This window comes from Catenovulum maritimum (assembly GCF_001050375.1).
Classification (GTDB): Bacteria; Pseudomonadota; Gammaproteobacteria; order Enterobacterales; family Alteromonadaceae; genus Catenovulum; species Catenovulum maritimum.
The window spans coordinates 123,543-137,787 of record NZ_KQ130488.1 but is presented as its reverse complement, the minus strand read 5'-3'; the positions used below and the strand labels follow the sequence as shown (position 1 = coordinate 137,787).

4 protein-coding genes are annotated in these 14,245 nt (G+C 37.3%); all 4 read left to right on the top strand.

Going from position 1 to position 14,245, the window contains the following annotated elements; translation table 11 throughout:
• Positions 1-404 precede the first annotated feature (404 nt).
• The 4 genes from XM47_RS08990 to XM47_RS08975 all read left to right on the top strand — a co-directional run bounded on the left by XM47_RS08990 (position 405) and on the right by XM47_RS08975 (position 14,107).
• Entirely contained in the window at positions 405-3,698 is a 3,294-nt protein-coding gene (locus XM47_RS08990) for a TonB-dependent receptor domain-containing protein (RefSeq protein WP_048691774.1), read from the top strand.
• Positions 3,699-3,725: 27 nt separating this feature from the next.
• Positions 3,726-6,578 (top strand): hypothetical protein, encoded by a 2,853-nt coding sequence (locus XM47_RS08985; protein WP_048691772.1) that lies wholly within the window; start codon positions 3,726-3,728, stop codon positions 6,576-6,578.
• 49 nt (positions 6,579-6,627) lie between these two features.
• Positions 6,628-9,510, top strand: coding sequence for a hypothetical protein (locus tag XM47_RS08980; RefSeq protein WP_048691771.1), 2,883 nt, complete (start codon positions 6,628-6,630; stop codon positions 9,508-9,510).
• 103 nt (positions 9,511-9,613) lie between these two features.
• The gene (locus XM47_RS08975; RefSeq protein ID WP_048691769.1) at positions 9,614-14,107 is read left to right on the top strand and encodes an Ig-like domain-containing protein; all 4,494 of its coding nucleotides are present in this window, start codon (positions 9,614-9,616) and stop codon (positions 14,105-14,107) included.
• Positions 14,108-14,245 lie beyond the last annotated feature (138 nt).

The following is a 14,245-nucleotide window of genomic DNA, read 5'->3' as shown; positions in this document are numbered from 1 at the left end:
TACCTTTTGTATCCTAAATTGTTAAATTTGGTTTTGGAAAGATAATATATTTTGCCCCTTTGTTATAAAAATACCTCTAGTTTAGATTGGTTTTATTGTTTATAAATTGTTTTAAATTCAATGGTTTATTGTTTATGTGGTGTGTTGTGAGAAGTATGGTTAGTTCGAATTGGATGCTTGGTCAGTGAATGTTTAAATAATGTTGTATAAATTTGAAATTATGAAGTTCTCAGCAGCATAGGCATAGAAACTTATTGGATTTTTGTGCTAAAGCTAAAAAGTGGATTTCAACATTAATATAAAAAGATTGTTAGTTTTTGCTGTTTTTACTGATTGTTCATCATCAGATGAAATAGCTCAGGTTAACAAAAATCACTGTATCAACATGCAATGGGAATTAAAATATGTACAAACGTAAGTCCCTCTCTGAGCAAATTCGTTACCATTTGCTCGCTTCGGCTGCTGTGTTATCCCCTTTGGGGATGAGCACTGCAATCGCTGCAGAAGAAAACCAAGGTGAAGAAACGGAAGTTATTGAAGTCACAGGTGTTAGAAATTCATTAAAAGAAGCTGCTTTCATTAAAAAAAATGCGAATCAAATTGTAGATGCTATATCCGCCGAAGATATAGGCCAATTACCGGATAATAACATTGCTGAAGCTTTGCAGCGAGTAACAGGGGTACAAATTAACCGCGATGGCACAGGCCAAGGTTCTGGTTTTCAGGTGAGGGGATTATCTCAAAACCGAGTTGAAATTAATGGTCAAGGAATGGGCAGCGGGGGGGATGACAGGTCTAACTCTTTCAATGCGGTTGATTCTGCACTTTTTTCTAAAATAGAAGTTATTAAGTCACCAACAGCTGACATGGTTGAAGGGGCTTCAGGTGCAACAGTTCGCTTGCATACTTTTAAACCTTTAGATTTTAAGAAAACAACCTTTAACGTTTCTTATCAAGCGACTAAAGATGATATAGCGACTGATTGGGGTGGAAAAGGCACCTTGATGGGAACGACTAAATTCGATTTAGAACAGTTTGGTGAGATCGGCTTGCTCTTTAATTCAGCTTTTGAAAGGAGTAACAGAGAATCCCATAAGTTTGATACAAACTGGGCTCCCGCCATAGTAAATCAAACAGAGCAGAGCTCTCAACTCGTTGGTTTAGATGTTTTTAGGCCTGATAATATTTCTATTAACCAAACACCATACGAAGACACTCGAATTTCTTTAGATGCGGCTGTTCAATGGACTTTAAATGAGAATGTGCAATTTAGTGTCAGTGCAACACGCATGGAACTCGATCGCCTATACACAAAACAAGGCATTCAATATAAAACTAATAATGATAGAAATTATTTCATTGATCGAGACCAAGACGGGACCTTAATTGATGAGAGTATTTTCGTTATAGGACCTTGGTATAGAACTCCCAATAAAGATGAGCTTTACATTGCTAATCCAACAGATGTAAAGAAAGGTTTAGCGCCTGTTTATGCAGCTTATGAGCAACCTTTAACCCGCTATATTGCTCAAAGTGCCACAGTTACACCTAAAGGAGATCTTTACAATCCACCGGTTCAAGTTCAGTACGGATCTAATGACGAAAACTTACTTCAAGAGACATTTCAGTTCGGCAGTAAAATTTTCTTAACTGATGATTTAGAAATGAATTTTATTTATGCCACTGCAAGTTCGGAGAAGAAGGTTGAAGCATTTACTTTGAATATGGGGGCTGGTCAGATACAAAGTAGAGCGAGTATTGAAGCTGAAGCTGATTTAGACAAAAGCGAAGCTGAAGCTGTTATTAATTTATCTAGTGCAAATGTTTACTACGATTTTACCTCTTCAGGAGATGTTCCTAATGTTGGCATTATCGTCGGTAACGGTGATTTCGCGTCAATGAAAGACGCATTGCTTAATCCAGAAATTTATACCGTAAGTGGCTTTTGGGGTAATGAAAGCATTCACTTAAATAAGAAAGATTCATTGTCATTAGATTTTGATTACACAGTTGACGGTGATTTTTTTACTAAGTGGGAGTTTGGTGCTCGGGTCGCAAACAATAATATTAACCGTCAACAAAACAAGTTAATCCACGCAGGCGCTGCAGATAAATCAATCACTTCTGATAACTGGCGTGCTTACGACCAAGATCTAACAACAGAAACCATGCTAGGTGGCAATATTGGCTGGAGTAATCCAACTGTTGGATGGATGGATCAAGTTTTTGAAGAACACTACGGGACAAAAAATTATATGTCTCGTTATTTAATTCAGCTAGATGATACTTTCCCTGGTTCAAATGGTGATAATGTACCTGGTTGGTTAGGTTTAGACATGGAACATGCTGATATTAAACAGTTAGTTGCGGATATGTTCCCAGGCCGAACCGGTGGAAACTGTACTCTTTACGATAAAGATGAACAAAAAATTTGTCGTGACCGCATGGAGTATCCTGCTGGCGATGAAACACCTGAAAATTGGCGTGAATATGACTACACAATGGATATACCGGCAGCTCAGTTTATTCTAGATCAAAGATTCCCGTACCTAATTGAAGAGCAAACACGTGCTATCTACTTAAAAGCTAATTTTGAAAATGAAATCTTTGATATGCCTCTTATCGGTAATTTTGGTGTTCGGTATGTAGAAACGGATGTTGAGTCATTGGGGATGGAATTATCTCGTATCATAGATGAAGATACTTATAGACCAATTAAAGATTACGATAAAATCAATGGCGAACACTATACATGGGTTAGGGAAACTAATAAATATAGTAATGTCTTGCCATCTTTAAATGCTAATTTATTGATAACAGATAAAATGTTTCTGCGTTTTGCATTTTCTAAAACAATGACAAGACCAAACCCTAGTGACATGTCTCCTTCATTTAGCATTCCTACTTTTGGTTATAGTGGTAGTCGAGGAAACCCTAGATTAAAACCTGAAAAATCGACTAACTATGATCTATCTTGGGAATGGTATCCAGATGATGTAAATCAATTTAGTACTGCCATCTACTACAAGCAACTAGATGATTTTTTAACTAACACCTATCAAAACTATTTCTCACCTGAAGATAGGGATAAAAATGGTGAGTGGGATGATCCAGTTGCAATAAAGCAACCCAGTAATGGCGATCAAGGTTCTATTACCGGGATAGAGCTTGCTGCTACGCACACATTTGAATATTTACCAAGTTGGCTAAGTGGTTTTGGCGCTCAAGCTAACTATACCATTACTAAAAGTGATCAAGGCTCTGGTTTTAATGAGTTAGACGGTTCTAAATTGCCGATTAAAGATTTATCTGAAAAGAGCACCAACTTCATTTTATTTTACGACAAGTACGGTTTTAACTTTAGAGCTGCATTTAACTTCCGTGACGAGTCCTACAGTGAAGGTGCTACAGGTGGGCCAGATCAAATTATAGTTGAGAGCTATGTTAATTCGGATGGTGAAATTGGTTATAGAAATCGAGCTATATCATTACCTGTGTGGAATGATTCATTTCAAACATTGGATTTATCAATGAGTTATAAGCACAAGGGTATCTCTTTTTATTTCCAAGTTAATAATGTTTTAGACGAACCTAAGCGTCGTTATGTTGGTGACCTTAATGAAACTAAGCATTTATTACGTGAATATAACGAGACAGGCCCTTACTACACCATGGGTGTTAGAGCGCGTTTTAATTAACTCGAAGTGAAGAATTAGGTATTTAAGATGAAATATAAAATGAAAAGCGTATCGCTAACTGTCATTGCTAGTGCACTTTCTTTGCTAGTTGGGTGTGGAAGCGAACTAGAACAAGCTGGGATTAATACTCAAACCAACGAAAATATAGAGCCTATCCTATATCGTGGTGGTTATGGTTTCACTCGATATTCACGTGAGGTTATTGATCCAGAAACTAGAGAAGTTAAATTAACTTACTATTGGGAAAGAGCGGATGTCGATGCCGACTTCAAAACAGAAATTAATAGTGCTGGCATATATGGTATGTCTGCAGATGCAGAGGTTCCTGTTCATATTGAATCAGTTAAAGACATTACTGGCACAGTATACGATCCACGCATTAAAAAGAATATAACAGCGGCAACTGAAGAGTGTGAAAATCGTAATTTTAATAGTAAAGAAAGTAATAAAATTAATTACGATAATTGGTTATTAGCGAAAGAAGACGCAGAAACTAATAACAGACCCATCCCAGAGCAACCCGCCGTAATTGAATTAGAGGCTTGTGAAAATCAAGATTATATCTATGAATTAATGAGTTATACCCCAGTTCCGTTAGAAGATGTAATCGATGTAACTTCTGAAGGTTTGTTTAAATACTCATTGAGTGACACATTAGATGTTGATAAACAAGAATTATTCGGTGTTAACGCACCACTAACGGCTCAGCCTGGAAAACTTACATTATTAACTAATATCACCCCAACATTTGATTTAAACGATGAGCAATGGGAAAAAGCATTTCAAGCTACTTTAGTTGTTGGAAATCAAAAAGATGTGTTCATTATCAATACTGGCGTTAGAGATGCTCAGCTAGATGTTAAAACAAAAATTTTGACACCTAAACGCAACCTAAAACCTGGTCGAACATTTACTATGGAGCCTGTGACATTTAATGGTTTCAATACAAATGCACCAGTTGTCTTGAGTAAAGTAACTAAAATTAACGATACTGAAATTGATCCTGCAGCTATAACAGACTATGACATTTATTATTCAATAAATAGTAACAAAGACGCTGATTTTGTGCTTTATCAAGAAGGTAATACTGAATTAACTATTCGTAAGTTTGAAAAGTTATACATTAAAGTAGCCTCTAAAGATGGAGATGCTGAACAGTTCTATGATAAAAATTTGATCATAGACATTAAAGTCGGCGAAGAGGGTGTTGAGAAATCAACAGATAGAGTAATAGTACATACTCAACCTGTGGATTTCTTGCCTGCTCCAGAGTTGTCAACTCAATATCCAGTTCCTTCAAGTGCAACTTATACTGAATCAGTGACACTCCGAGGCAAAGTATATATAAGTCAAGATCAACTTGATTTTACAAATAACGGAAAGGTACCCGATGCTTCTATCCCAGAAGAGCATGTTGTTGATGGGTTAACTATTTATCGTGTCCATTCAGACGAGACTATGACTGAACTCGCTAAATTAAGTGCGAGTGATTTAACTTTACTAGTAGATGAGAGCACAGCTGTATTCTCAGAAGCAACCCAAGGAGAATTGAAACGCAATGTTTATAGTTGGGAAAAGAAAGTAGACCTAAATATTGGCGTTAATGAGTTTGCTATGGTGGCAACTTCTAATTTAACTCGTACTTGGCCTGTTGAATTTAATCGAGACATACAAGTTGCTCAAAGTGAAATTACAACTGCTGAAATTACTCGTATTGGTGAAGAGCCATTGTTCACTTTTCCAGTTGGATTAGAGCAGAGCGTGCTAGAAAATGTTGTTGATTTAACTTTAGACCCTAGAGATAACTCATTATATTTACTTGACGGCAGTGGCAATAATGATGCTATTTCTGGTAATCAAGCGCCGGGTATTTTATGGCGATATGATTTGAAAGGTCTAGATAAACCTACTTGTCTAGTTTTACCTTGGTCATGGAGTGATGCTGGTGTAAATGGTGTTCAATTCAATCATGCTATTCCTGAAGTTGGCGGTGTGGTTATTGGTGGATCACCTGGTAATTTAGCTTATTATCCTGACGATTTATTAACCGGAGATGTTAGCACTTCTAATAAAGGTTTGTATCAAACTAACTGGGAAGGTGTTAAACATCCAGGTCACTTTGCTTATACGGCTTCTGGTCAGCAATTGTTCATGAGCGCAGCTTCAAACTTTAATCAAGATCCTCGTTATCAAGCCATTGTCGGTTTAAAAACACCTAAAATTGAAGATTTCGTCTTTAAAGGTTTTGGTGCTGGCGTAGGTGTAGTAGCTAAAGAAACAACATCCACTCAAGATGCGGCTGGAGTAAACAATAATGCAGTTAGTTTAGATATTTACAGCCAAGTAAATAGAGACAACGAATCTGCAATTGAGTACGAAGAATGGTTATTAATCTTAGACGGTAAAGATAACTCTACGATAGCCAATAATGGACAAACTTTGCTACGTAAAATGAAAGTCGCAGAGAGTTACACGCCAGATACTGCTTCAAGTATTGTTTCCATCATAGATGAGAATAATGAAAGTATTAAATTATTTAAATCAGACGCAATCGCTATTTCAAATAAACGAGGTTTAGCTTTTGTTGTAGATAATAAAAATAAGTTAATTTATGAATTGGATCTTTCACAATTAGCAACTGGTGTTTTGACTGCAAAAGTCATTGCCAGCCCTACTCATGCAAATCAACCTCCATTAGGCAATGTAAAAGCTATGGTGATTGAAGGTGATATGGATTACATGATTATTTCTGATATTGCGAATGAAGATGGCTATAGCGCTTTATTAGCAATGGATTTAGAAACGTATGACATGGCTTACATATTAAAAACTAACAATCAAATAGTAGCTGATTCAACTAAGACGCATTGTGATCAATAACAAAACGCTGGGGAAACCCAGCGTAAAAAATATTTTTTGGAGTCAAAAAATGATTTCTAAGCAATTTAAGACCACACAAGTGGCAGCGGCCGTACTTTCAATTTTATTGATATCGGCATGTAGTGAAGACGTTAAAAAACCGTCTGACAATAGAGAATCTACACCTGAAAAGTTTACTTTTAGCCAATCAGGCACGAGTAAAGATTTAAATTACACGAGTGCGAATCAGGTCGATCTTTCACTCAATGAATTTAATGGCACTGAACAGATAATTTCTTTTAAACCTGATCAGCTAATCGTTTCAGGATTAGGGCAATTTAAAAAGCATACTTTTGAATTAATAGCGGCAGATACGATTACAGTACCAAATCCATCAGCATGCCCCTCAGATGACAACTATATGGTGAATGTACCGTACAAGCATACTTTTGTTCGTGCGGATGTAAAGCCAACTAAAGCAGGTACTGGTGTTACAGGCAGTACGGCAGTGACTTCTGTGATTGATGGAGATGAGTTTTCAATTGATTTTCTAGTACCTAATGGTTTTTACAACATGTCATACCAAGCTGGGTTAGAGTATGCAGGAGAAAAATTTGATTTTGCATTAACGACACCTAGCCCAAGTGATATTTATAGAGACGACCAAATTGAGTTTGATTGGTCAGCTCTAGAAGATAAAGATGGCAACCGAAAAGTGGTCGCAGATGGGCAAACTATTTTAATTAAAGCGAAAACACCGATTCAAGGATTAAGCAATTATTATAAGTCTGAATTTAGTTTTGTCTCTGATATGGATACCTTGATCGGTGAAACGGAAGATAACAAAGCTATAGTCGAACCAGTTGCGAAAATTTCGATTTACTCAACTGATGACTTTAAAGACGCTGATATGCTGCCATATAGCGCTTGTGGTCAAAATGGAGATTATTTGCAAGTTGCATTTAACATTCCTGATTACACCTACGATCAAACTTATAGAGCTCAACTAACTTGGGATTATGAAGTTGTTGATTATGAAATGATTCAGTCAACAGATGATGAAGGTGCTAACTTATTTGATGACCTTGGCAATCCAATTATGGAACCCAAAAGGGATGAGCGAGGCATACCTGTGGTTATCGGTCGAACGGCTAAAACCCAAATTATTCCTTTTGAAGTCGTAACAGCCTCGAAAGATACTGTGTTTGATACTATAGACCCTGATTATTTTATCGATGATCCGAGAAATTCGGGTGCTGAATTAAGCACCTCAGAGCAAGTCGTTGAGCTTATCTACACAGTTAATTTACAAGGATATAATTCAGTATTACCTGTTTCAGTATCTGCAACTGATGCTGATGGTAACCCATTAATAGGCAAGGTTTTATATTCTATAGATGGACAATTTTTCAGTGATGCTGCTGGGGCTGAAATCGCTCCAGGCCAGAATTTATTGGTTAAAGTTATTTCACCTGAAACATTCGTGACATCTATAAAACCAAGTTTAGCGGTTGGTGATGAAACTTTTACTTGGGTCGTGAAAACAAAAGCAGATCCTAGCTTACCTGTATTATCAGCTAGTTTTGAATATCCAGCACCCGTAAGTGCAACCGCTTCTAATAGTGTTATTCTTAGAGGTAAAGCGAGTTTAAATACATCAGATGCGCTTACAGAAGCAAACCTCTTAATAAATGGTAATCCAGTTACCACTTATGATTCTGCAACTGGCATATGGACATATCAAGCAGATATCACAAGTACAGCAGCTGGAGATGATATTGAATTTATTTTAACTTCAGATGTTGATGATTCGATTACGCCTTTTGATGCAATCAATTTAAAACCACTTAAAGTTTCGGTTAGAAAGTTAGCTGATAAAGATACTTTATTTCCAGAAAATGCAGGTGATTTTAAAGATTTAGTCGACGTGGCTATTGATGGCCGCGGTGGTTTTCCTGTGTTTTATCTAGGTGAAAAAGAAGGTAAGCAAGTTACTGAATTTAAAATGGTTTCTAGCCCTGAAAAGCTTACTGCACCACTAGAGCTTTTCGGTGCGAATGAGGTAGATAAAAAAATTGGTGGTTTAACTATTAATAACTACCGCCCAGCTGCGGATGGAAATTATTTAATTCGCCATGGTTGGCAGGGACCCGCTCTTCGAGTTTCTGATTTATCTAACTATCCTAATTTAAAAAATAAAGCAACGCCTGATGCATACATAGATGGGTTAAGTAATACCCTATGGGATGCGCGTCAAACTGTTATGTCTGAAGATGGTGTCACAATATATGCTTCTGGTAATGATGGTTTAGCAACTTACACTTTAAACTATAACCTTGAAGGCACGCCATTAAGTCAAACTGATACGACAACACACAGAAAGTGGGTATCTAAAAAGACTTTTGGTACTACATCTAATTATAGTGGCACTGTGAGTACCGATTTATTATATATCGGTGAAGGCGAAAATCGTAAAGAATACATAATCACTTTAGCTCAAAGCAGCAATGATACGGGCAATACCGCTAAAGTATTCGCCACAATTCGTAAAGATATTTATAACGAGTCAACGCCTTTAACTGAGCTTTCTTTGGTCGATATTGATGATGTTTCTGCTGCGAAAGAGTTACCAGCAAGTTACTCAATCGCTGTAGATAATGCCAACTTAAAAGCTTATATCGCTTTTGGTAATCAAGTCGCTGAATTAGACCTTTCAAATATAACTGCGATAGTAGATGCCACACCTTCTGGCGGAGCCGCGACAGAAAACACCACGGTTAAAATATTAAATTTACAATCAACTGAAAATACGATCGGAGAGTTAAGTTCGATAGTTACTGAAGGTGGATTACCTTACTTAGTTGCAACAGATAAAACTGAGAGCGCCTTATATGCAATAGATCAGCATACGGGAGAAGTTGTCTATCTACTTCAGGCTAGTAACAAAGATTAATTTTAATACGCGGTTAATTAGTTAGCCGCATTTTATACCAAAACAAATTTTACAATTTAGCGGTACGTTTATCGCTAAATTATCAAGAATAAGAGGCAGAGTCATGTCACCTAAATTAAAGGCAATCCCTTTATCTATACTACTTGCATTAGCTGGTTGTAATGATAGCGAAGAGAAAAAAAGAGTTGTAATAAACGACTGTGAGCAAGATAGTAGCTGTGAAACTGTACCTAATGTTGCTCCAAGCATTAGTATTATCGCTCCTAGCACAGAACTTTCTATTAATGCTGGAGAAGCTTTAACTGTTTCGACTATAGCTGAAGATGCAGATAGCAATATTAAGCGTGTTGATTTTTATTGGAATGGTGCATTTATTACTTCTGTTATATCAGCACCTTATACACTGGAAAATTTCTATGTACCAGTGAATGCTACATTAGGAAAAAATACCATTGTAGCTATGGTTGTTGATACACAAGATGAAGTTGCTCAAGCAACAGTAGATATCGATGTAACCGCAGCATTAAAACCGCCAACAATTGAGCTTGTTTTACCGACTCATAAAACCCCCTTAGTACTAAATGAATCATTATCATTAGAGGTTTTAGCAACAGATCAAGACGGCAGTATAGATAGAGTCGAATATTATCTTGACGGCGAACTGATTGGTCAATCAACCACAGCTCCAAACTATAGTATTGATTACACATTAATGAGTTTTGGTTTTAAAAAATTAACCATGAAAGCATTCGATAATGATGGTCAACTTCATCAAGTAGATACTATGATTTCGGTTGCTAAAACGCATCAAACGCTACTCATTAAACCAAGCCAAGTTTACTTTAAATCTGAAGCTCCTTATGACGAAATTACTGTTTTTTGGGGCGACAATAGCGAAAATGAAAAAGGTTTCAAAGTAGAACAAAAAATAGAGGGTAGTGATACTTGGACCAATATTGGACAGGCAGGTGAAAATGAAACAGAATTAACCATATCTAATTTTGACCGAACAGAAACTAGTTACATTCGAGTTAAAGCCTTACGCGATGATTTAGAATCAGAATCGAGTGAAATGCTTCGTTTAGTAGGTACCAATGATACCCTTGAAGTATATCCTGTGATACCTGAAATCAGTTCAGGTAAAACTTTATCAACCAATAAACAGGTATATAACTCAGAGGGTACATTAGTTACACGAAAAATAACTTATCCAGCCTTCCAGTATCAGACTCCTAATGAAAGAGGGCAAGGGCAAGCAACTCGTGCTTCTAGTTACTTTTCGGTTGAAGTTAAAACGCTTGATAGCGAATTACTCTCTTCACCAGTATATGAAACTAGACCTCAAATTAGAAATTTTCTAGCGCAAAATGATAAACGCCATACAGGCCAAGATAAACCTTACCAAGCTGGACGTTATGGTGTTGTTGAAGGTGAATTAAATAGTTCAATACACTCTAAGCACTGGACGAATATTGACGCCTCAGAAGATGTTATTGTTCGGGTTAAATTAGATCCAACAATGGGTGCAATCGATATTTCTGATTTAGAAATTCATCCAGCACCAATTGATACAGTGAAAATTGATGAACAGACATTTGATGTCACTTTGCCAGGTGCAACTGACTTTACGCGTCATTATCGTATTGCTGTTAATAGAAAAGCTTGGGCAGAATCAGAACAATCTGAGTACCGTGGTAGCATAACAATTGAATCGCCTTTATTTGTATTCATTAACCCCGTTCATTTAGCGCCAGCTTCAGCGCCAATGGGGCAAGTTAAAGAGTTTAATGACGGTGCTTTAGTTGTATTTGGTGCTGGTGTTCATTTACCTAAAACTGAATATCAATTCTTAGGTGAAGGAGGTGCTGTAGCTGGTGGCGCAACGGGTAATGATAAAGTAAGAGAAATTTATGCACCAGGCGATGCCTATTTGCAATATGGCTTCTTATTTAAAAATAATAGTTATCCAATAAAAGCATGGGGACGTGCAATATACTCAGACGAAATGTTTAATGTATATACAGAAGACGATAAAGCTGGTGATGCTGATGGCTATGTTTGGAGTGATAGAGCTCGCTCTCCATGGTCTCATTTAGATGCAACAGAAGGAAATCCTTGGCAAATTACACATGCTTCTAACCCACATATGGTATTAGATGGTAGCTACACTGCAGAGCCAACTGTTATTGATGGATTTACTAATATTAGCACTACAACTGGTATTTTAGTGACAAATGGCCAGTCTGTTATTAAAAACTATAAAGATGTAGGTTATGGCGGAGGCACATATCAATCAGGTAGTGCTAAGGTCGAATATACGGGTAATTTATTTGTTAATTCAGGCGATATCACTCAATTACATAAAGATATCACTATGTCTAACAATACTAGCTATAACCTTTATACAGGCGCTAGCTTTCAACTTGGTACTGATTTAGAAACAGAAATGGGCATTACAGCTCAAGTTTCAAATCATACCGTTTTATCTTCAGATCGATTAAATGATGAGTTGCTAAGCTCTCAATCAGTATTTAATAGTCAACTGACAGCCGCTAAACTTGTTGAGCATGCAGGTGGTGTGTTTGAAAACTTTGAGTTTTATGGCCAAGAGTCGTCAATCTTTAATATTCAAGTTTGGAATAGGGAAGAGCAAGCGACTGATACTACTAGTATTATTTCTGATAAAACGTTTAAAAATTTCAATGTACGTCAAGCGCCAGTTAATGCTGAAAATTTAATTGCAGAATCAGATTTAAGCTTAAATCAACAAGCTTATATTCGTTTTATTCATTTCGATAATCTAGTTATTGAGGGGACTGCAATCAACAACGCGTCTGATTTTGATAGCTATTTTAATTATAATGAAGGTTTGCTTTTACACACTGTTACCTTGTTCAGCATGCCGTCTATGATCGACGAATCAAGTGTAGTAAATGGTTACGCAAGTGCGCCTATTGATCAATATGTCGCTATTAAAGCAGATAATATGAGCTATGTTCAATCAGATGAAAGCCTGCCAGCTAGCTTTAACCCGTTAACAGCGAATGCTAGCTCTGATAATGATGGTTTTGTTGTGGTGAGTGCTGGTGACGATTATGTTGCGCTGAGAGATTTTTCAGGCCGTTATGTTCAAGCCGATCCTAATCGATATGGCTATGTACACGTACAGCTGGAGCCAAGTGATGATATCTCTGAGTGGGCTAAATTTATTTGGGTAGATAACGGCGATAGTACATTCTCACTTTTCTCTAAAGCAACGGGTTTATATGTTCGACTAGAAGATAGCTTAAGCACTAATGCACCACTTTATGCTGCTAGTGATGAAATTACTGCTTCGGAAAGCTTTGAGTTTGAAGCTCATTCTGGTGAAGCACCTGTATTTGGTAAACCGCCAATTTCAGTAAAATTAGAAGCTGAAGAATATGCGAGAGTAGGTGACTCTACTGGTGAGAAAGCCGATGCGCTTAAACCAACTAACGGTGCTGATGGTGGCAGTGCATTAGGTTGGGTTGGTGCTGATGACTGGGCTGAATTTGACGTCAATATGTCTGATGTTGCTTACATCAAAATTAAATCTTTAACGGCTGGTTTCCAAAACCGAGATTTAGAAGTTTCTGTAAATGGTGTTAGTTTGGGGGTTATCCCAGCCAAGAGCTCAGGCAACTGGGGTACTTATGTTTGGTCTGAAGAAGCCAAATTAAATGCACCTTCTGGTGGTGTTATTTCTACATTACGTATTACAGCACCAGGTGACGGTATTAATCTTGATGCGTTTGATGTGACATTTGTTCGTTATAATGCACAAGAGCTAAACTTTAATGCTGGCTCATTTGATTCTGAGACTGGCGGCATTAAAGCTACTGGCGGTGGTGTTAATATCGGGTTCGTCAAAAACGACAGAAGCGTAAGTTATAACTTAAATTTAGATGCTTCTAGCATAGATACTAAAGCAACCTTAGAGTTAGTTGGGGGAAGTGTCAAAGCTGGTACCGTTATTACTTTCTTGGCCGATGATGTTGAAATAGGCTCTGCCACTACGCCTGTTGCAGGCCCTCAAACAATCTCAACCATGCTTTCTACTGCAGGTAATACTGGTATTGGCACTTTAAAAATAGTGTTTACGCATCCTACAGATACTGGGTTTTTATTAGATGTATCAACAATTAAACTTGAATATGGGGTTGTAGATACAATAAAAGTTGTTGAGAACTTAGTGCTTGATAGTGCTTCTGCTACAGAGATATTAACCGCTAAAACAGACAAGCTAGATAATATCAAAGATATGGCTTCAGCAACCTATAATGTAGAGCTAAAGCCGGGCGATGCTGATATTAAAGTGACTATGGAACATGTTGGGGGCGGTGGTGCAGCTGTTTCTTTCTACGGGATCTTATCTGATGACACAGAAGAAATGTTAGGCACTGTTAATTTACCTGGCGGTGGTGGCTGGAGTGACCCTTACTTAATAGCTGAAGGTGTGCTTGATGCGGTAAGAACAGAAGGTACTTATAAAGCGTTGAGATTCGTTTTTGATAATAACGGTACTTATTGTTGTAATGTAGGTAGTGTTCAGCTCGAATATGAATACCTTCCTTAGATGACCAGTCTCTAACAAAGTTTAAAAATTGCAAAAGCCAGTTATTGGGGGTCACTTCATTACACTGGCTTTTTGTTTCTGATAGCTTGATATCAAACCGCGTTCAAATGACAGAGAACATTTCGGCTCATACCCAAT